Origin of the sequence: Streptomyces sp. NPDC127595 (assembly GCF_042671685.1) — a bacterium.
In the GTDB taxonomy this organism is placed as follows: domain Bacteria; phylum Actinomycetota; class Actinomycetes; order Streptomycetales; family Streptomycetaceae; genus Streptomyces.
The window spans coordinates 100,287-120,970 of record NZ_JBHXWK010000012.1 but is presented as its reverse complement, the minus strand read 5'-3'; the positions used below and the strand labels follow the sequence as shown (position 1 = coordinate 120,970).

16 protein-coding genes are annotated in these 20,684 nt (G+C 71.0%); 7 read left to right on the top strand and 9 right to left on the bottom strand.

The window, feature by feature from the left end; genetic code table 11:
• Window positions 1-141: 141 nt before the first annotated feature.
• Together ACFVKT_RS32065 and ACFVKT_RS32060 are read left to right on the top strand one after the other, a co-directional pair.
• Window positions 142-1,305, top strand: a complete 1,164-nt coding sequence (locus tag ACFVKT_RS32065) for a 4-hydroxybenzoate 3-monooxygenase (RefSeq protein ID WP_385738289.1) — start codon at window positions 142-144, stop codon at window positions 1,303-1,305.
• Between the two features lie 185 nt (window positions 1,306-1,490).
• Entirely contained in the window at window positions 1,491-3,188 is a 1,698-nt protein-coding gene (locus ACFVKT_RS32060; RefSeq protein WP_385738060.1) for a methyltransferase, read from the top strand.
• Window positions 3,189-3,443: 255 nt separating this feature from the next.
• Here the strand turns inward: ACFVKT_RS32060 and ACFVKT_RS32055 are convergent, their stop codons facing one another.
• The 7 genes from ACFVKT_RS32055 to ssd all read right to left on the bottom strand — a co-directional run bounded on the left by ACFVKT_RS32055 (window position 3,444) and on the right by ssd (window position 8,788).
• Window positions 3,444-3,935: an Rv3654c family TadE-like protein gene (locus ACFVKT_RS32055; RefSeq protein ID WP_385738058.1), complete on the bottom strand. Its 492-nt coding sequence runs from the start codon at window positions 3,933-3,935 to the stop codon at window positions 3,444-3,446.
• A gap of 95 nt (window positions 3,936-4,030) precedes the next feature.
• On the bottom strand, window positions 4,031-4,507 hold the full coding sequence (locus ACFVKT_RS32050; RefSeq protein ID WP_385738056.1) for a TadE family type IV pilus minor pilin: 477 nt from the start codon (window positions 4,505-4,507) through the stop codon (window positions 4,031-4,033).
• Window positions 4,494-4,703, bottom strand: a complete 210-nt coding sequence (locus ACFVKT_RS32045; RefSeq protein WP_385738055.1) for a DUF4244 domain-containing protein — start codon at window positions 4,701-4,703, stop codon at window positions 4,494-4,496. Before ACFVKT_RS32045 ends, ACFVKT_RS32050 begins: the two co-directional genes overlap by 14 nt.
• Before the next feature lie 82 nt (window positions 4,704-4,785).
• The gene (locus ACFVKT_RS32040) at window positions 4,786-5,568 is read right to left on the bottom strand and encodes a type II secretion system F family protein (protein WP_385738053.1); all 783 of its coding nucleotides are present in this window, start codon (window positions 5,566-5,568) and stop codon (window positions 4,786-4,788) included.
• Window positions 5,565-6,440, bottom strand: a complete 876-nt coding sequence (locus ACFVKT_RS32035; protein ID WP_385738051.1) for a type II secretion system F family protein — start codon at window positions 6,438-6,440, stop codon at window positions 5,565-5,567. The genes ACFVKT_RS32040 and ACFVKT_RS32035 overlap by 4 nt, the downstream gene beginning before the upstream one ends.
• A 48-nt stretch (window positions 6,441-6,488) precedes the next feature.
• On the bottom strand, window positions 6,489-7,697 hold the full coding sequence (locus tag ACFVKT_RS32030) for a TadA family conjugal transfer-associated ATPase (protein ID WP_385738049.1): 1,209 nt from the start codon (window positions 7,695-7,697) through the stop codon (window positions 6,489-6,491).
• Window positions 7,694-8,788 (bottom strand): septum site-determining protein Ssd, encoded by a 1,095-nt coding sequence (gene ssd / locus ACFVKT_RS32025; protein ID WP_385738047.1) that lies wholly within the window; start codon window positions 8,786-8,788, stop codon window positions 7,694-7,696. Before ssd ends, ACFVKT_RS32030 begins: the two co-directional genes overlap by 4 nt.
• Window positions 8,789-9,363: 575 nt before the next feature.
• On the opposite strand from ssd, the gene ACFVKT_RS32020 reads away from it, so the two are divergent.
• Window positions 9,364-10,197, top strand: coding sequence for an HAD family hydrolase (locus ACFVKT_RS32020; RefSeq protein ID WP_385738045.1), 834 nt, complete (start codon window positions 9,364-9,366; stop codon window positions 10,195-10,197).
• Window positions 10,198-10,623: 426 nt separating this feature from the next.
• On the opposite strand, the gene ACFVKT_RS32015 is transcribed toward ACFVKT_RS32020, so the two are convergent.
• Entirely contained in the window at window positions 10,624-11,448 is an 825-nt protein-coding gene (locus ACFVKT_RS32015) for an oxidoreductase (RefSeq protein WP_385738044.1), read from the bottom strand.
• Window positions 11,449-11,549: 101 nt separating this feature from the next.
• Here ACFVKT_RS32015 and ACFVKT_RS32010 point away from each other — a divergent pair, with 101 nt between their 5' ends.
• On the top strand, window positions 11,550-12,530 hold the full coding sequence (locus ACFVKT_RS32010) for an ATP-binding protein (protein WP_385738042.1): 981 nt from the start codon (window positions 11,550-11,552) through the stop codon (window positions 12,528-12,530).
• Between the two features lie 59 nt (window positions 12,531-12,589).
• Here the strand turns inward: ACFVKT_RS32010 and ACFVKT_RS32005 are convergent, their stop codons facing one another.
• The gene (locus ACFVKT_RS32005) at window positions 12,590-13,861 is read right to left on the bottom strand and encodes a hypothetical protein (RefSeq protein WP_385738040.1); all 1,272 of its coding nucleotides are present in this window, start codon (window positions 13,859-13,861) and stop codon (window positions 12,590-12,592) included.
• Window positions 13,862-14,199: 338 nt separating this feature from the next.
• On the opposite strand from ACFVKT_RS32005, the gene ACFVKT_RS32000 reads away from it, so the two are divergent.
• The 3 genes from ACFVKT_RS32000 to nhaA all read left to right on the top strand — a co-directional run bounded on the left by ACFVKT_RS32000 (window position 14,200) and on the right by nhaA (window position 20,674).
• Entirely contained in the window at window positions 14,200-16,605 is a 2,406-nt protein-coding gene (locus tag ACFVKT_RS32000) for a bifunctional SulP family inorganic anion transporter/carbonic anhydrase (RefSeq protein WP_385738038.1), read from the top strand.
• A gap of 350 nt (window positions 16,606-16,955) precedes the next feature.
• Entirely contained in the window at window positions 16,956-18,956 is a 2,001-nt protein-coding gene (acs, locus tag ACFVKT_RS31995) for an acetate--CoA ligase (protein WP_385738036.1), read from the top strand.
• A 314-nt stretch (window positions 18,957-19,270) separates the two neighbouring features.
• Window positions 19,271-20,674 carry a Na+/H+ antiporter NhaA gene (nhaA, locus tag ACFVKT_RS31990; RefSeq protein WP_385738034.1) on the top strand — a complete coding sequence of 468 codons (1,404 nt, stop codon included), beginning with the start codon at window positions 19,271-19,273 and terminating at the stop codon, window positions 20,672-20,674.
• Window positions 20,675-20,684: the final 10 nt, after the last annotated feature.

The window sequence follows — 20,684 nt, the reverse complement described above, 5'->3', positions numbered from 1 at the left end:
CTGTCCGGCGCGGTGATCTCTTTGCCGTTCCGGTCGCGCATTCAGGTGATTTCGGTACGAACATCGATTTTCGGCCACTTACTATCTGGTCCCGTGACAGACGGGAAGAATCGGCGGCGACCAGCCGAGCACGTGACCGATGTGGTCGTCCTCGGTGCGGGGCCGGCCGGGCTCGTGCTCGGCAACATCCTGGTGGACCGGGGGATCGACTGCGTCGTCCTGGAGCGGGCCGAGCGCACGCATGTGCAGACGCGGGCACGCGCCGGGTTCCTGGCCGCCAACACCGTGCGGATCCTGGAACGGCACGGTCTCGCCGAAGGGCTGCGGCGGCACGGGCAGACCCACAGCACCTGCGAGTTCCGTACCGAGGACGGCCGGTTCCGGCTGGACTACAGCGGGCTCGGGCAGGGTGAACGGCACACCGTCTACCCCCAACAGGAGCTGGTGACGGACCTGTTGACCCGGTTCCTGGAACGCGGCGGGCAGATTCGTTTCGGCACCGAGGCCGTGGCCGTGCGCGACGCCGACAGCGAGCGGCCCGAGGTGGCCGTGCGCGAGGCCGACGGGCGGCCCGGCCTGTGGCGGGCGCGGTACGTGGCCGGGTGCGACGGGCGGCACGGCGCGGCACGGCGTTCGCTGCCGGCCGGCGCGGTCCGCCACCACCGCGATCACGGCGTGACCTGGCTCGGCCTGCTCGCCGAGGCACCGCCCAGCCTGGACGCCGTCGGGTACGCGGTGCACGGGCGCGGGTTCGCCGGGCACATGGCCCGCACCAGCGAGGTCACCCGCTACTACCTGCAGTGCGAGCGCGGCACCCCGGCCGACGCCTGGTCCGAGGAGCGCATCTGGGACGAGCTGGAGCTGCGGATGCGGGCGCGGGAGTACGGCCCGCTGCGCCGCGGACGCGTCGTGCAGCGTTCCGTCGTCGACCTGGAGTCCGACGTGCTCGAACCGCTGCGCCACGGCGCGCTGTTCCTCGCGGGCGACGCCGCCGGTCTGATCAGCCCGTCCGCCGCGAAGGGCGCCAACCTCGCGGTCCTCGAAGCGGCGGTCCTGGCCGACGCCCTGACCGACGACCTGACCATCGGGGACTCAAACGGCCTCGACGCCTACTCATCGCAGTGTCTGACGCACATCTGGCGTGCGCAGGAGTTCTCGCACTGGATGATCGGGCTGCTGCACGGCCCGTCCGGCGCGGACGGCGAGTCGCTGTTCCACAACTCCCTGCGCCGCTCCCGCCTCACCTCACTGCGCACCTCGCGCAGCCACCAGGACTGGTTCGCCGAGCACTACGTCGGCGTATAGGCCGAGCACTACGTCGGCGTACAGGCCGACCACTGCGTCGGCGTACAGGCCGAGCACCACGTCGGCGTACAGCCCGTCACCCCGCCCAACTCCGCCCCCGCGTACATCCGTATGCGTCCATCCGTATGCACGCGTCCACCGTATGCACGCGTGCATCCGAACCCCGGAATGAGGATCCCCCCGCGATGATCACGGCATTGTCGGGCGATACGTCCCGCCTGCGCGCGACGGTCGACTTCGTCAAGGAACAGGACACCGCCGCGCTGCTCCCGCTCCTGCTTCCCGGGCTCGACGGCCCGGAGCTGCGGGCCCTGGTGGAACGCTGCGACTTCTCGCACGCGGCACTGCTCGTCTTCCCGGCCGACGAGGCGGCGCTGGACGCCACGCTCGCCGACTGCGGGCTCGTCGCGGACGCGCCGCCACGGCCGAGCGTCGTCGTGCGCGAGCGTCTCGCCGTACGGCACAAGCGGCCTGCGGCGGAGCTCGACGTCGGCATCCTGCGCCCCCCGGTCGACTGCCTGGACGGGGTGCGGCGCATGGTCGAGGTGTTCGCGCTGACCGTGCCGCCGGGCTCGGACCTCGACACGGTCGCCGCGCACGAGCGGGCGCGTCAGCACGAGGCCCATGTCGCCTTCGAGGTCGAGGCACCGGACCCGCTGGTGCTGCGCGGCCTGTGCGCGGTCTTCGGACGGTACGGCGCCACCCCCGACGGCGGCGGCTACAACCCCCATGAGAACGGCACGGTGCTGTACTTCACCGCCCCCGCCGAGACCAAGGCCGGCTACGGGCGCGTGGAGCTGTACGTCCCCGGCGACCACCGCGACGTCCTCGCCGCCCACCTCGACGAGCACCGCAGGCGGCAGCCCGCGGAAACCTTGCTGCGCCTGCTGACCGGAGCGTGGACGACACAGGCCCTGGCCGCGTTCGCGCGTCTTGAGGTGGCCGACGCGATGGACGAGGAACGGGGCGTCGGCGTGGCGGACCTGGCGCGGCACGTCGGTGCGCTCGCGCCGAACCTGGCCACCCTGCTGCGCTACCTCACCATGCTCGGCGTGGTGAGCGAGCACCGCGACGGTTTCCGGCTCACGGACACCGGCACCCTGCTGCGCGCGGACGCCGAAGGGTCGATGCGGTCACTGGCCCTGATGTACGGGGGACCGTTCTACGAGTCCTTCGCCGGCCTCGGGCACACCGTCCGCACCGGACAGGTCGCCTTCGAGCAGCGCTTCGGCGAGAACCACTTCGACCACTTCGCCCGCGATCCCGAACTCGCCGAACTCTTCGACCAGTCGATGGCCGCCGGTTCACGGATGTTCGACCCGCTGCCCGCCCACCCGGTCCTCACCGCGGCGGCCGAAGGAGCCACCGTGGTCGACATCGCGGGTGGCAACGGCGAACTGCTCGGACGAATCCTTTCCGCACACCCCCGCCTCAACGGCCTCCTGTTGGAGCGCCCGCACACCGTCGAAACCGCCCGCCGCCTCCTCGGCGCGGCCGGCCACGCGGCGCGGTGCACCTTCCGGGTGGGCGACTTCGCGGACGTACCCGAGGGCGGCGACGTCTACGTCCTGTCCCGCGTCCTGCACGACTGGGACGACGACCGCTGCCTCGAGATCCTGCGCCACTGCGCCCGCGCAATGCCCGAAACCGCCGATCTCCTCGTCGTCGAACGCGTCCTGCCCGCCGACGGCTCGGCCTCCCTGGCCACGGCCTGGGACCTGCACATGATGTGCAACGTCGGCGGCCGCGAACGCCGAGCCGACCACTACGCCCGACTGTTCGCCGACGCGGGGCTCGCCCTGGTGGGCCGGGCACCGCTCCCCCTGGACGGCAGCGTGCTGCATGTCCGCCGGACGGGGGCGGCTAACACCGGGGCCGCTTGAGGCGGTTGAGGCGGTTGAGCCGGTTGAGCCGGTTGAAACGGTCGAGGCGGTCGAGGCGGTCGAGGCGGTCGTGGCGGTCGTGGCACCGTTTCACGATGTCGTGCCGCTTGTAGAGGTCCGAGGTAGAGCGCGGAGCTCCTTGTCGATGCGGGGCGGGTGCCCGCCCCGCATCGAGGCGGGTATCAGCAATCGGACGAACGCCTCCTCCGCATCGGGCAGTTCATGACGGGCGTCATGCCAGCCGTCCATGACCCCCTACTCGCGATCGACATTCGGCGAGCGGGCCAGGCCACCGGGATCACCGAGATAGCCGACACCCCCGGGTCTGCTCTGCGGAAGGCCGCGCCGAACTGGTCCGGAGACCTCCGCCGGCTGCGCGGGTCCCACCGGCCCCGCGGGCCCCGCCCTCGACCTCACCTCCGCGGCGAAGGGCCCCCGGCCCGACGCCGCCGTGACGTCCGAGATCTCACCGCCCAGCGCGCACCGGACGAGCCGCGCGTGCTGGGCCCGTGCCACTCGGTCCGCCTCGCCGCAGGCGGCCGTTGAGCCGTCCATCCAGTGGTCCGCCGCCGCGAGCGCGGCCAAGTCGGCCGCGCCCGCCGCCCGGTGACGGACCAGGACGACCTGCCCCATGGCCAGCACCACCCCGAACACCACACACAGCACGGCGATCACCCCGACCGACCAGACGGTCGCCGACCCTCTGTCCGACCCAGCCGGTATGCCGGGCCTGCGCAACGCGGTCAACCTGTCTGCCGTGCCCGACGGATGCAACCAGCTGACGCGCCCATCCCGCGAACTCTCCCCTGGCCGCTCCAAGCCCGCGGCCCCGCCACCTCCCGTCATCCCCCGCTCACCCCCACCGTCTCCTCCGCCAAAGCGACCGCCTCGTCGCTCAGCTCCAGAGTCAGCGCGTCTGGACCCGGGGCACTCGCCGTGACCGTTACCCGGACGAGATCGCCCTCCCGGCTCACCTCGACCCGCGCTCCCCGAGGCGCCGCGCGGCGCGTCGTCGTCAGGACCGCGTCGGGCGAGTCCTGGCGGGCCGCCGCACGGGCGCCCGCCCTCGCCGCGTCCTGGCACTGGATCTGCGCGGAGGCAGCCAGCAGCGCCCACACCAGCGACATCGCGACCAGCACCAAGGCGGGCAGCACCACGGCTGCCTCCGCGGTCACGAATCCCCGATCCCGATCCCGGTCCCAATCCCAGCCCCAGTCCCGGCAGCGGCGCGGACCGCGGACCGCCCTTCCGGCCCGAACCGGCCCCCTCACCACCGACGCAACCCGCTGCGCCCTCGTCCGCCGTTCACATCTGGACATTGAGCGCCCGTTCCACGATGCCCTGCAACTCCGCGCTGACCTGCCCGCTCGTCAGCACCTTGTAGAGCGCGGCGGCGAAGGCGACCGCCGCGATGATCCCCACCGCGTACTCGGAGGTGACCATTCCCGCGTCCCTCCGCTCCAGCCCGAGAAGCCATGCCCGCATCCGCACCTGTACGCGTACTGCCTTGCCCATCTCAACCCCCGTAAGGTCCAAGCCCATTGGTCATTTGTCGCTCACCGCACACCGTCAGCCGTCACCCGTGACTGGTCTCCCGTCATCCATCACCCCCTCCCAACAGCCCGCCCGCCAGTCCGATCACCACAGGCAGCACACCGATCGCAAGGAACGCGGGCAGGAAGCACAGCCCCACCGGCGCCGTGACCATGACGGCCGCCCGACGCGCCCGTGCCGTGGCGGTACGCCCCCACTCGGCGCGGGCCTCAGCGGCAAGGCGCCCGACGGGCACGGCCGCCGGTACGCCCGACTCACCCGCGCGCTCCAGGAGCCGTGCCAGCGGCCCGGCCCCCGGTATCGACGCCAACCTCCGCCACGCCGCGACCGGTTCACCCCCGAGGCGCACCTCGGCCGCACCTCGTGCGAGCCGCTCCCCCACCGGTCCTCCCAGCGCCTCGCCCACGGCCTGAGCGGCCACCACGGGGCCTGCGCCCGCCGCGATGCACGCCGCCAACAGATCAGCGGCAAGCGGCAGTTGTCGCGCCGCGCGCGCCCTGTCGTACTCCTCCGCAGGGCCAGGTCCCCGCCGCTGCCGCCACCGCCAGACCCCGAACCCGGCCGCCAGACCCACCAGGGCCCCGACGAGGCCCCCGACCAGCACCCATCCGGCGCACAGGGCACCCACCACGGGCAGCCACTTCCGCCCCCCACCTCCCAGCTCGAAACGCCGCGCACTCGACGCCGCCTCCAGGGCCAGCAACTCGGCCAGCCTCCGACGCACCCGCCGTTCGCGCCGCGCCGCCCAGAGCGACCGCGCAAGCCAGCCGAAGGCCAGCACTCCGCACACGGCCACCCCCAGCCTGTGGACAACTTCCGTGCTCATACGGCCTCCGCTCCTCGTACGATCCGCAGCGCCCACCACAGCCCCACGCCCTCCAGCACCCCGCCGATCAGTAGGCAGGCCAGGCCGGGGCCGGTGTGCAGCAGCACGTGCAGCGGGTCGGCGCCCAAGGCGGTACCGAGCAGGAGCCCCAGGACCGGCAGCCCCGCGAGCATCACCGCCGTGGACCGCGAGCCGGCCAACTGGGCCCGCAGATCAGCCCTTTGGTCTCTCTCGGCACGCAATGCCCCCTCCAGCCAGTCGAGCCCCGCGGCAAGCCCCGCGCCCCGGTCCACGGCCACGCGCCAACACGCGGCGAGCCCCACCAGCCCCTCGGCCCCCGGCTGCCGTGCGGCGTCGGTGAGTGCGCCCGGCACATCCCCGCCGAACCGCGCCGCCGCCAGCACCACCGCCTGCGCCTCACCGAGCCCCGGCGATTCGCGCGCCGCCCGGAGCAGCGCCTCACCCGGCTGCCTCCCGGCCCGCACCTCCCCGGCGAGCGCCCCGCACAGCCCGATCACCGCATCTCCCCGGCGCTCCAGCTCCCGCCGAGACTCCGCGGCCCTCCGCACCCTCCCGAGCAGCGGTACTCCGGCCACGCCCAGGATCAGCGGCACCACGGACGTACCGATCAGCGCGATCACCAGGCCGGCGACCAGCGACCACCCCTCGACCCGCAACCGCCCACGCAGTCGCCGCCATCCGACGAGCGCCCTTTCCCAAGGCGGCGGATCGGGCCCCACCACTCCGCCGTCCGCCAACAGCAGCCGCGCCCTTCGCGCCCCCGAGTCCCACCCGCCCGTCAGCCAGGCCGCAGCCCCGGCACACGCCATGGCCGCCCCGAACGACACCCCGGACATCTCACCGATCGCCATCCCACTCCCCGTTCCTGTCCCGACTGCGCCCGTCCCGACATCGAGCCCTCACTGCCGCCCCTCGCTCCCATCCCGAAGCAACTCCTGCAGCCGCTCCCACCCCCGCTCGTACACGAAGGCCTCCGCGCCCCACCGCAGCGCGGGCACCGTCACCACCAGCCCGGACGGGTCCCGCTCCAGCACATGCACCTCGGCGATCCGGCGCCGCCCGGCCCGGTCCCGTACGAGATGCAGGACCACCGACAACGCCGCCGCCAACTGGCTGTGCAGCGCGGCCCGGTCGAGCCCGGCTGCCGTGCCCAGCGCCTCCAGGCGGGCCGGCACCTGCGCCGCCGCGTTCGCGTGCACCGTCCCGCAGCCGCCCTCGTGACCGGTGTTCAGCGCGGCCAGCAAGGACACGACCTCCGGCCCCCGCACCTCGCCGACGACCAGCCGGTCCGGTCTCATCCGCAGGGCCTGCCGAACCAGATCCTGGAGTGCGACGAGCCCGACGCCCTCCTGGTTTGCGGGCCGCCCCTCCAGGCGCACCACATGGGGATGGTCGGGCCGCAGCTCCGCCGAGTCCTCGGCGAGAACGATCCGCTCCCCGGGACCGACCAGCCCCAGCAGGGCACTCAGGAGTGACGTCTTGCCGCTCCCCGTCCCGCCGCTGACCAGGAACGACAACCGGGCATCGAGCAGCGCTCTCAACACCCGGTCCCCGCCGGGCGGTACCGTCCCGGCCGCCACCAACTCGTCGAGCGTGAAGGCGCGTGGCCGTACGACCCGCAGGGACAGACAGGTCGAGCCGACGGCGACCGGCGGCAGTACCGCGTGCAGGCGTGTGCCGTCCGGAAGCCGGGCGTCGACCCACGGCCGGGCGTCGTCCAGCCTTCGCCCGGCGACGGCCGCGAGGCGCTGCGCGAGACGTCGTACCGCCGCCGCGTCCGCGAACGACACGGACGTCAGCTCCAGGCCGCCGCCCCGGTCCACCCACACCCGGTCCGGCGCCGACACCAGCACGTCGGTGACGGACGGGTCGGCGAGCAGCGGTTCCAGCGGGCCGCTGCCGACCAGTTCGGAGCGCAGTTGCTCGGCCGCACCGAGGACTTCGGCGTCCCCGAGCACCCGCCCCTGCTCGCGCAGCGCCTGTGCCACGCGCGCGGGAGTGGCTTCGGAGCCGCTCTCCGCGAGCCACTGCCGTACGCCGTCCAGCAGACCCGTGCTCCCGCCGAGACCGGCGCCGCACTCCATCCCCGTACCGGCGTCCCAGCTCATACGCCCCCGCCTTCCACCGGAACCCGCTGCCAGAAGGCCGCGCAGAACCGGGCGAGCGGGCCCCGCGCCGATCCCCCAGGGGGCACGCCGCCGTCCAACAGCGGTGGTTCGGCGGGCACTTCGCCCACCAGCGGCAGTCCGAGCAGCCGTGCCACCTCGCGGTCGTCGAGGCCAGGGGCGTACGGCCCGCGAACCGCGACCCGGAGGTCGCGCAGGACCATGCCGACCGAGGAGGCGACGCGTCCGGCCGCCGCGATGGCGCGCAGGTCGGCGGGGACCACCAGCAGCCCGAGGTCGAGCTGGGCGAGGGCCTCGGCGACGCCTTCGTCGATGCGGCGTGGCAGGTCGACCACCACCGCACCGCCACGCCGTCTGGCGGCGGCAAGGACCGCCCGTACGGCCTGTGGCGGAATGGCGACGGAGTCGCCGCGATCCCAGCTCAGCACCCGCAGCGCGTGCAGTTCGGGCAGGGACTCTTCCAGGGCGCCGCCGCCGACCCGGCCGCGTGAGGCGGCGAACGCCGGCCAGCGCAGGCCTTCGGCCGCCTCGCCGCCCAGGAGTACGTCGAGTCCGCCACCCAGCGGATCCGCGTCCACGAGCAGGGTGCGACGCCCCTCGCGCGCCGAGGTGACGGCGAGCGCGCAGGCCAGCGTGGACGCTCCGGCCCCGCCACGCCCGCCGAGGACACCGACGGTGAGCGCGGGCCGGCCGACTCCTTCAGCCACATCGGCGATGCGGTCGACCAGCCATTGCTCGCCATCGGGCAGCATCAGGACGTGATCGGCCCCGATCTCGACAGCCCGCCGCCAGACGCCGGAGTCGTCCTGATCCCGGCCCACCAGCACCACTCCGCGTCTGCGCGCGGCTCCGCGCACCCGCCGCGCCGCGTCGTCGCCGACCAGCACGAGCGGCGCGGCCTCCCAGCGGCCCCTCCGCTCCGGCACCCCGTGATGGACCTCCGGCCTGGCGCCCGCCGCGGCGCACAGGCGCAGCAGATCGTCCAGTAATACGGCGTCCTCCGTGACGATCAAAGGTCCGCCCTGCCGCCCCTCGGCGGCGGGCGGCCGGTTGTCTGTGATGGCTCCCGCCACGATCTCCAGCCCCCTTCGCTGCTTCCTGCGCGGGGCCCTCTTCGGCCCCGCTGATTCCCGCTCGTATGGAGATTCGGCAACCGGCCTCCATATGAACGGCCGATACGAACCGGCCAAACACGCTCAACAAACCGAACCGGCCATGAACTTGCCGCGAGCGGAGCGCGTGGGAATCACGGTGCAGCGATCCTGGAAATCGTGTGGATCTTGGTCGATTTCTGTGGACAACCGAGTGGCTGTGAATATCGCCTTCACCCTTACCGGTGACGCCTGTGCGACTTCCACAGAGCAGCCTCACAGCTACGCAGGGTGACGGATCTTGGGCATGCGAAAGCCCGCGACCTCAGCCGCGGGCACAGGGTTTGCGGGCCGTGCATGGGGGGAGAAAATGCATCCGGACATGCGACGACCCCCGCCGGGGGGGAGAGCGGGGGTCGTCCCCACGGTCCGACTCGGGGGGGGAGGAGCCAGACCGGGTTAGCACGGTCGCGAACGATCCGTGACTTCCATGGTGTACCCGAGAGGCCTCTCAGGCAAACCCACGCGCCTCACCTTACGCCGAATGGTGGGCGCCTATGCTCTTGCTCGTGGAAAACCACTCCTTGCCTCGCACAGCAGCCTTCTTTGATCTGGACAAGACGGTCATTGCGAAGTCGAGCACGCTCACGTTCAGCAAGTCGTTCTACCAAGGCGGCCTGATCAACCGCAGGGCCGCCTTGCGTACCGCATATGCCCAGTTCGTGTTCCTGGCGGGCGGCGCCGACCACGACCAGATGGAGCGGATGCGCAAGTACCTGTCCGCGATGTGCCGCGGCTGGAACGTCCAGCAGGTCAAGGAGATCGTCGCCGAGACCCTGCACGACCTGATCGACCCGATCATCTACGACGAGGCCGCGTCCCTCATCGAGGAGCACCACACCGCCGGACGCGACGTTGTGATCGTGTCCACGTCCGGTGCGGAGGTGGTCGAGCCGATCGGTGAACTGCTCGGCGCCGACCGCGTGGTGGCGACCCGCATGGTCGTGGGCGAGGACGGCTGCTTCACCGGAGAGGTGGAGTACTACGCCTACGGGCCCACCAAGGCCGAGGCGGTCAGGGAACTGGCCGAGTCCGAGGGATACGACCTCTCGCGGTGCTACGCCTACAGCGACTCGGCGACCGACCTGCCGATGCTGGAGTCCGTCGGCCATCCGCACGCGGTGAATCCGGACCGCACGCTGCGGCGCGAGGCCCTCGCGCGCTCCTGGCCGATTCTGGACTTCAACCGTCCGGTCCGGCTGAAGCAGCGACTGCCCACGCTCTCCGTACCGCCCCGTCCGGCGCTCGTCCTGGTGGCCGCGATAGGAGCGGCGGCGGCCACGGCGGGACTCGTCTGGTACGCGAGCCGGCGGCGCACGACGGTGTCGTGATCGCGTCACGGATCACGCCGGCCATCACGTCACACGTGCGCCGACAGCACCCTCCCGCCCGTTTCCGTCCCGTTTGAACCTAAAAGTAAAGAAGTGCATCCGGGGGTTCCGCTTCCTCAGGACCTGGAGTACAAAGGGGTTAACGGCCCGCGAGACCAAGGACATCCGAGAGGATCACCTTCAAACGCAACCAAGGCCCCACGGACCGCGCATGAACACCAGGCACCCACGCGACGTCGACCCGTCGATTACGGGCCAGCCGCACCAGGAAACGGGCCACAGTTCCCGGCCTGATGGGCAACATTCGAGGACGCTTGGTAACCAGGTGAACATGCCAGCGGCGGTACGAATCCTCGTACCGCCGCAACCCTGTTCAGGGAGTTTTCCGCCCTCTTCGTAGAGGTCGTTTTTCAGACTTTCCGAGTCCTACGCCGCCCCGCGCTGAAGCGCCTCGCAGACGGCCGTCGACTCCCTGGCCCCCAGTTCAACCGCCTTGCCGCAGTGGGCGATCCATGCCGCCATCCCCTCCGGAGTACCGGAGGCATAGCCGTTCAATGCCGCGGCGTAGGCCGCGCGTCCCAGTTCGCCGTGGCCTACCTCGGCCGGGCAGACGGACTTCGGGTCGAGGCCGCTGCCGATCAGGACGATGCGCTCGGCCGCGCGTGCTACCAGGCCGTTGTGCGAACCGAAGGGACGCAGGGCGAGGAGTTCGCCGTGGACCACCGCCGCCGTCACCAGGGCGGGTGCCGAGCCGCCCGCGATGATCAGCCGGGAAAGGCCTTCGAGACGGCCGGCGACCTCGTCGGCGTCCGGCAGCGGCAGCTCGATGAGCGGCTCGTCCACCGGCTCGCCGTCCCGGCGCGGACGGCCGACCTCGTCGCCCTTGTCCGCCGCCGCCACCAGATGCAGCCGGGCCAGCACACGAAGGGGCGACTGCCTCCAGATGGACAGGAGTTGGCCCGCCTCGGCGGTCAGCCGAAGGGCCGCGCCGACCGTACGGCCCTCTTGGTCCGCGCTGAAGTCGGTGCGGCGGCGCACCTCTTCGAGACCCCAGTCGGCGCCGGACAGCGCCGCGGATCCGCGCGCGCCACGCAGCGCCGCCTCGGACGTGATCTCGTTGCTGCGGCGACGCATGATCCGGTGTCCGTAGACCCGGTCCACGGCCTTGCGCACGGACTCCACGGAGTCCGTCACCCCGGGCAGCGAACCCAGGGCCGCGAGCGGATCGGCGGTCGCGTCTGTCGTACTCATGAGTACGACATTACGCACCCCTGCGCCCCGCCCCACGATGGAGTGGTCTTCTTCACGCAAGCGGTGCACCCGGGGCGATCAGCCCACTAGTCTTTGTGAACATGAAAATTGCTTTCGTTGGGAAGGGCGGCAGCGGCAAGACCACGCTGTCCTCGCTCTTCATCCGCCACCTTGCCGCCTCCGGGGCGCCGGTCGTCGCGGTGGACGCCGACATCAACCAGCACCTGGGCCCCGCGCTGGGCCTCGACGAGGCGGTCGCCGCCGAGCTGCCCGCGATGGGCGAGCGGCTTCCGCTGATCAAGGATTACCTGCGCGGCACCAATGCCCGCATCACGTCCGCCGAGACGATGATCAAGACGACCCCGCCCGGCGAGGGCTCACGGCTGCTGCGGGTGCTCGAGGACAATCCGGTGTACGACGCCTGTGCGCGGCCCGTGGAACTCGACGGCGGCACCATCCGTTTGATGGTCACCGGCCCCTTCACCGAGGCCGATTTGGGAGTGGCCTGCTACCACTCCAAGACCGGTGCAGTGGAGCTCTGCCTGAACCATCTCGTCGACGGCCGGAGCGAGTACATCGTCGTCGACATGACGGCGGGCTCGGACTCCTTCGCGTCCGGCATGTTCACCCGGTTCGACATGACGTTCCTCGTCGCCGAGCCGACCCGGAAGGGCGTCTCGGTCTATCGCCAGTACAAGGAGTACGCCCGGGACTTCGGCGTCACCCTGAAGGTCGTCGGCAACAAGTGTCAGGGCCAGGACGACATCGACTTCCTCCGCGCCGAAGTCGGTGACGACCTCCTGGTCACGGTCGGGCACTCGGACTGGGTCCGCTCCATGGAGAAGGGCCGCTCGCCCCGGTTCGAGCTCCTGGAGGACGCCAACCGCCGCGCCCTGCGCACGCTGCAGGGCGCCGCCGACGCCATGTACGAACTGCGCGACTGGGAGCGCTACACACGTCAGATGGTCCACTTCCACCTGAAGAACGCCGACAGTTGGGGCAACGAAAGGACCGGGGCCGACCTGGCAGCGCAGGTCGACCCCGGCTTCGTACTCGGCGAGGGACTGGTGGCTACGGCTTGAGCGACGGCCCGCGGGCAGCCGCTTGGGCTTGACCGCCGGCCCGTGGGGAACCGGGACCGCTACGGCTTGACCGCCGGCGCCCCGGGGACGCCCTTCGGGGCCGGGGCCGGGCGGCCCGAGAGGAAGGACGCCCAGCCCTGCTTCGGGGTCTCGCCGACCTTGAGTCCGCGGAGCTTGTCCAGGGCGGCCGGGTCCTGGACATCGAGCCAGTCGGCGAGCTGCCGGAAGGAGACGCAGCGCACGTCCGACTTGGTGCAGACGCGTTCGACGACCTCTTCGACGGCGCGCATGTACGTGCCGCCGTTCCAGGACTCGAAGTGGTTGCCGATGATCAGCGGCGCGCGGTTGCCGTCGTAGGCGCGGTTGAAGCCCTTGAGGAGGCCGTCACGCATCTGGTCGCCCCAGAGCTCGTGCTTGTCGGGATCGCCCTGAGTGGTGGTCCCCGACTGGTTGACCATGAAGTTGTAGTCCATGGTCAGCTGCTCGTAGGAGTGTCCGGGGAAGGGCACGAGCTGCATCGACAGGTCCCACAGGCCCTCCTTCTTCTTGGGCCAGAGCTGGTCGTTGACGCCGCTGGTGTCGTAGCGGAAGCCCAGTTGGCGGGCCGCCTTCATGAAGTTCTTCTGCCCTTCCAGGCAGGGCGTGCGGGCGCCGATGAGTTCCTTGTCGTAGTCGAAGGGCAGCGGGGACGCCTTCTTCATTCCCGTGTTGGTCTTCCAGGACTTCACGAACGACTTCGCCTGGGCGATCTCGTCCTTCCAGTCCGCGACCGACCAGTCACCGACGCCGCCTTCGGCACCGCAGAAGTGGCCGTTGAAGTGCGTGCCGATCTCGTTGCCCTCCAGCCACGCACCGCGCAGCTGCTTCACGGTCTCCTCGATGCCGGCTTCGTCGTTGAAGCCGATCTCCGAGCTGCCCGCCGAGTGCTGCGGCGGCTTGTAGAGGTCACGCTTGTCCTCCGGCAGCATGTACACGCCGCTCAGGAAGTACGTCATCGTGGCCTTGTTGGCCTTGGAGACCTTCCGGAAGTGCGAGAAGAGCTTCTGGCTGTCCTCGCCGGCGCCGTCCCACGAGAAGACCACGAACTGCGGGGGCTTCTGCCCGGGCTTCAGCCGCTCCTGCCGCGGCAGATGCGGCTGTGCGCCGGTGTAGGCGGTGGAGCCGTCGCCGATCAGGCGGACCGCGCTCTTGGGCGCCGGGGCACCCGCCGCCTTCTTCGCGCCGTGCGCGCCTTCCTTGGAACCGGTGGTGTCGTGCGCACAACCGGCGAGCGCCGTGGCGCAGGCCGCGGCGAGTGCTACGCCCGCGGCGATCCTCTGGGTGACGGCCATCTTCCGCCCGCCTTCTTCCTTCAGTCTCGGCAACGCTGATGAGCGTTTTCTGGAGTTATCTGCGGCTATGAACCGCCAGTGCGGCCAAGGTCGCATGAGGCCGAGATTGAATAAGTACGACAAGCCGATCAATTGCCTGGTTCACTCCACGGGGTGAAGTAATGCCCCATTTGCCATAGTTTTCCGCACGAAGCCTTTACTCTGCATTACGATCCGTTTACCGAGCGTTGAAAATCCCGCCGCTGCACGCCGTGACCCACGGCCGCGATCCGCCCTCCGCCTCCCCGGCGGGGGACCACCTGTTCCGCGACCGCGCCGCCCCGGAGGAGACGGGAACCATGACTGCCTGCGTCCCCACCCGCGCCACCGACTCGACTCGACAGAAGCGCATCCGCCAGCCCCACAGCCCCCCGCCGGCTCCGCCCCGCAGATTCCGCATCGCGGGCGCAGATCTGTCGGCCTCGATCGCGGTCTTCCTGATCGCCCTGCCCCTGTCCCTCGGCATCGCCCTCGCCACCGGCGCGCCGCTCCAGGCGGGCCTGGTGGCCGCAGCCGTCGGCGGACTCGTCGCCGGACGGCTCGGTGGCTCACCGCTGCAGGTCAGCGGGCCCGCCGCCGGGCTCACGGTCGTCACCGCCGAGCTCATCCATCTCTACGGATGGCGCACGACCTGCGCCATCACCGTCCTCGCCGGCATCACCCAACTGGGCCTGGCCCACCTGCGGGTGGCCCGTTCGGCGCTGGCCGTCAGCCCCGCGATCGTGCACGGCATGCTCGCCGGCATCGGCGTGACCATCGCCGTCGCCCAGCTGCACATCGTGCTCGGCGGCACCCCGCAGAGCTCCGTTCTGGACAATGTCCGCGCACTGCCGGACCAGTTGGCGAACGTCCATCCCGCGGCGGTGTCGATGAGCGCACTGACTCTGGCGCTCCTCCTCGCCTGGCCGCGGATTCCCGGCCGGGTGGGCCGGCTGCTGCGCAGGATCCCGGCGGCGCTCGTCGCCGTCGCCGGGGCCACCGCGACCGCCTCGCTCGCCGGCCTGACCCTGCCCAAGGTCGACCTGCCGTCCTGGAGCAGCCACGCGCTGGCCGGGCTGCCCGAAGGACCCGTACTCGGGATCGCGGCCTCCGTCCTGACCGTCACGCTCGTGTGCAGTGTCCAGTCGCTGCTCGGCGCCGTGGCCGTGGACAAGCTGGTGGCGGGCCGCCCCGAGTCACTGCCGCGGGTGGGCCGCTCCGACCTCGACCGGGAGCTGCGCGGGCAGGGCGCCGCCAACATCGTCTCCGGCGCGCTCGGCGGACTGCCGGTCGCCGGGGTCGCCGTACGAAGTTCCGCGAATGTCCAAGCCGGCGCCGTGAGCCGGAACTCCACGATGCTGCACGGCGTTTTCGTAGTAATTGCCGCGCTGCTGATGGTCCCGATCCTGGAGCTGATCCCCCTCGCATCGCTCGCCGCCCTGGTGATGGCCGTCGGCATCCAGATGGTGTCCCTGCACCACATCCGCACGGTCACCCGCCACCGCGAGGTGCTGGTGTACGCGGTCACCACCGCCGGCGTCGTCCTCCTCGGCGTCCTGGAAGGCGTCGTCATCGGCGTCGCGGTGGGAATCGCGGTCGCCATGCACCGCCTCGCCCGCACCCGCATCACGTACGAAGAGAGGGAGGGAGTTCATTACGTACACGTACGAGGGCAGTTGACGTTTCTCGCGGTGCCGCGGCTCAGCCGTGCCCTGCACCAGGTGCCCCAAGGGGCCGACGCGTTCGTGGAGTTGGACAGCTCCTTCATGGACCACGCGGCCTACGAGGCGCTGCAGGACTGGCAGAACTCGCACTGCGCGCAGGGCGGCACGGTCGAGCTCACCGGACGGACCGGAAGCCGGATCACCGAGCCCACGGGCTCCGCCCACTGCCGCTGCCGGCCCTGGACACCCTGGCGCAACCACCACTGCGAGACCTCCGCGAGCCCGCGGTCCGCACCTCCAGGAAGCCGTCCTGGCGGGCCGGGTGAACCGGCTGGACCGGAGGACTCGACCGGACCCGCTGGGCTCTCCGGGGCGAGCGGTCGGAGCGGGCACCAACTGGCGCGCGGGATCAGCGCGTTCCAGCGCAACACCGCGCCCCTGGTGCGGGGTGAGCTGGCGCGGCTGGCCCGGGAGGGGCAGCGGCCGGCGCAGCTGTTCCTGACCTGTGCCGACTCGCGGCTCGTCACCTCGATGATCACCTCCAGTGGTCCGGGCGACCTCTTCGTCGTACGGAACGTGGGCAACCTCGTGCCCATGCCCGGGGAGGAGAGCGGCGACGACTCGGTGGCCGCGGCGATCGAGTACGCGGTGGACGTGCTGAAGGTGCGGTCCATCACGGTGTGCGGGCACTCCGGGTGCGGCGCGATGCAGGCCCTGATGAACGCGGAGCCCGGAGGGGCGATGACGCCGCTCAAGCGGTGGCTGCGGCACGGGCTGCCGAGCCTGGAGCGGATGGCCGCCAAGGACCGGCCGTGGGCACGGCTGGCCGGGCGGGCGCCGGCCGATGCGGTGGAGCAGCTCTGCCTGACCAACGTGGTGCAGCAGTTGGAGCACCTGCGTGCGTACGACTCCGTGGCGCGGGCCCTGCGGGAGGGCGCGCTCGAACTGCACGGGATGTACTTCCACGTGGGCGAGGCGCAGGCGTATCTGCTGGCCGACCACGAGGGAGCCGAGCTGTTCGATCGCGTGGGAGCGGCGGAGGACCTGCGCCATCCCGCATGACCGGTCCCGGCATCGCGTACGGGGGGCCCGGCATCGCGTATGGGGGCCCGGCATCGCGTAGGACCGGCCCCGTCATCGCGTAGGACCGGTCCCGCATCCCGCGCGACCGGTCCCGCGGTCACTCACGATTGGTCCCCCATCGCGCATGGTCTGTCCCGCGGTCACGCGTGACGCGTCGCACAGTCACGCGTGACCCTGTACCTCGTGTCGGGTGAACCCGACCGCCGAGCCGTACGTGCCCCAGAGTGGTCCTCCTGAAGAGTGCCCCGGCCACCGACACTGCCGCGCTCTATAGGTCTAAACCAATTTCGGGTCGGCCCTTGTCATCGGACCCCCGGGTCTGATGAGCTGTGGCCTGGGACACAACGGACACCCTGGGAAAGGGAGATGTCGTGAGCAACGAAAGCCTGGCCAACCTGCTGAAGGAAGAGCGCAGGTTCGCGCCGCCCGCCGACCTGGCCGCGAACGCCAACGTCACGGCGGAGGCGTATGAGCAGGCCAAGGCTGACAGGCTCGGCTTCTGGGCCGAGCAGGCCCGTCGGCTGACCTGGGCCACCGAGCCGACCGAGACGCTGGACTGGTCGAATCCACCGTTCGCCAAGTGGTTCAAGGACGGCAAGCTGAATGTCGCCTACAACTGCGTGGACCGGCATGTGGAGGCGGGGAACGGCGACCGGGTCGCCCTTCACTTCGAAGGTGAGCCCGGGGACAGCCGGGCCATCACCTATGCCGAGCTGAAAGACGAGGTCAGCAAGGCCGCCAACGCGCTGACCGAGCTGGGAGTCGAGAAGGGCGACCGGGTCGCCGTATACCTGCCGATGATCCCCGAGGCCGTCGTCGCGATGCTCGCGTGCGCCCGGATCGGCGCCGCGCACTCGGTCGTCTTCGGCGGGTTCTCCGCGGAGGCGATCGCGACCCGCATCCAGGACGCGGACGCCAAGCTGGTCATCACCTCCGACGGTGGCTACCGGCGCGGCAAGCCGTCCGCGCTCAAGCCCGCCGTCGACGACGCGGTCAGCCGGGTCGACGGGGTCGACAAGGTGCTGGTGGTGCGCCGTACCGGGCAGGAGGTCGCCTGGACCGAGGGCCGTGACGTGTGGTGGCACGAGATCGTCGAACGGCAGTCCGCCGAGCACACGCCGGAGGCGTTCGAGGCCGAGCACCCGCTGTTCATCCTCTACACCTCCGGGACGACCGGGAAGCCGAAGGGCATCCTGCACACCTCGGGCGGCTACCTCACGCAGGCCTCGTACACCCATCACGCGGTCTTCGACCTCAAGCCGGAGACCGACGTGTACTGGTGCACGGCCGACATCGGCTGGGTCACCGGGCACTCGTACATCACGTACGGGCCGCTCTCGAACGGCGCGACGCAGGTGATGTACGAGGGGACGCCGGACACCCCGCACCAGGGGCGGTTCTGGGAGATCGTGCAGAAGTACGGGGTGACGATCCTGTACACGGCGCCGACGGCCATTCGTACGTTCATGAAGTGGGGCGACGACATCCCCGCGAAGTTCGATCTGTCGTCGCTGCGGGTGCTCGGGTCGGTCGGTGAGCCGATCAACCCCGAGGCGTGGATGTGGTACCGGAAGCACATCGGGGGCGACCGTACGCCCATCGTGGACACCTGGTGGCAGACCGAGACCGGCGCGATGATGATCTCGCCGCTGCCGGGCGTGACGGAGACCAAGCCGGGTTCCGCGCAGCGGCCCTTGCCGGGGATCTCGGCGACCGTCGTGGACGACGAGGCGCGGGAGGTTCCCGACGGGGGTGGCGGCTACCTCGTACTGACCGAGCCGTGGCCTTCGATGCTGCGGACCATCTGGCGCGACGACCAGCGGTTCCTCGACACGTACTGGTCGCGGTTCGAGGGGAAGTACTTCGCCGGGGACGGGGCCAAGAAGGACGAGGACGGAGACATCTGGCTCCTCGGGCGCGTGGACGACGTGATGCTCGTGTCCGGGCACAACATCTCGACGACCGAGGTCGAGTCGGCGCTCGTCTCGCACCCCTCCGTCGCCGAGGCGGCGGTCGTGGGCGCGGCGGACGAGACGACCGGGCAGGCGATCGTGGCCTTCGTGATCCTGCGGGGCACCGCTTCCGCCGAGGACGAGGGGCTGGTGGCGGACCTTCGCAACCACGTGGGCGCGGTCCTCGGACCGATCGCCAAGCCCAAGCGGGTGCTGCCGGTGGCCGAGCTGCCGAAGACCCGCTCCGGCAAGATCATGCGGCGTCTGTTGCGTGACGTCGCGGAGAACCGCGAGCTCGGTGACGTCACCACGCTCACGGACTCCACGGTGATGGACCTCATCCAGGCGAAGCTGCCGGCGGCGCCCACCGAGGACTGACCCACCCGGCGTGACGGGTGTGGGGGCGCCGTACGTCCCCACACCCGGTTCGGGGGCCACACCCGGCTCGGGGGCCACACCCGGCTCGGGGGCCACACCCGGCTCGGGGGCACCATGAGCCCCCACACCCGGCTCCTCCGGCGGCAGACGCGCCGATCCCCCCGTTTCCCCCTACCGTGAAGATCACCGGATAGGTCCCGCCGCACCTTGGGTAGGCTGAGTACCGCGTCAACGACGCGACAAGATCCTCAAGGTGCGCCGGGAAGTCTGGTCGGCATGTGCTCCGCCCTGCCCGCCCGACCGGAGGTCTCCTCGTGCCCGCCCCCGCACCGCACAGCACCAGCCGCAAGTTCCTCGGCCGGCTGTCCCTGCCCGAGCGGAATTTCGTGGCGGACGCGCTGCGCGCCGAGACCGTCGGCGGCGTACTGCTGCTCGTGGCCGCGATCGCCGCGCTGATCTGGGCGAACACCCCGATCAAGGACAGCTACCGAACGGTCCTCGACTTCCACGTCGGCCCCGGCGCGCTCGGGCTGGACCTCTCCCTCCAGCACTGGGCGGCGGACGGACTGCTCGCCGTGTTCTTCTTCGTCGCCGGCATCGAACTCAAGCGCGAGCTGGTGGCCGGGGATCTGCGGGACCCGAAGGCGGCACTGCTGCCGGTCGCCGCCGCGGTGTGCGGGATGGCCGTTCCGGCGCTCGTCTACGCCCTCACGAACGCGCTGGGGGGCGGCTCCCTGGACGGCTGGGCGGTGCCCACCGCGACGGACATCGCGTTCGCGCTCGCCGTCCTCGCGGTCATCGGTACGTCCCTGCCGTCGGCCCTGCGTGCCTTCCTGCTCACGCTCGCCGTCGTCGACGACCTCTTCGCGATCCTGATCATCGCCGTCTTCTTCACCGCCGACCTGAACTTCGCCGCCCTCGCCGGTGCGGTCGTCGGCCTCGGCGTCTTCTGGCTGCTGCTGCGCAAGGGCGTACGCGGCTGGTACGTGTACGTTCCGCTCGCCCTCGTCATCTGGGGGCTGATGTACAACAGCGGCATCCACGCCACCATCGCCGGTGTCGCGATGGGCCTGATGCTCCGCTGCACCCGGCACGAGGGCGAGCCGCACTCCCCCGGCGAGCACGTCGAGCACCTTGTACGACCTCTGTCGGCCGGGCTCGCGGTTCCGCTGTTCGCACTGTTCAGTGCCGGGGTCGCGGTCTCGGGAGGCGTACTGGGAGATGTCTTCCAGCGGCCCGAGACGCTCGGTGTCGTCCTCGGGCTCGTCGTCGGCAAGGCGGTCGGCATCTTCGGCGGGACCTGGCTGACGGCGCGGTTCACGCGGGCCTCGCTCAGTGACGACCTGGCCTGGCCGGACGTCTTCGCCGTCGCCTCCCTCGCGGGCATCGGCTTCACCGTCTCGCTGCTGATCGGCGAACTCGCCTTCGACGGCGACCCGGAGCTCACCGACGAGGTGAAGGCGGCCGTGCTCGTCGGCTCCCTCATCGCGGCCGTGTGCGCCGGAATTCTGCTGAAAATACGCAACGCCAAGTACCGGGGGCTGGTCGAGGCCGAGGAGCGCGACGACGACCTCGACGGCATCCCCGACATCTACGAACAGGACAAGCCGGAGTACCACCTGCGGATGGCCGAGATCTACGAGCGCAAGGCCGCCGAGCACCGAAGGCTTGCCGAAGTGACGGGCGGGGCAAGCGAGGGGGACGACGGTCCGGCATGATCTGACACGA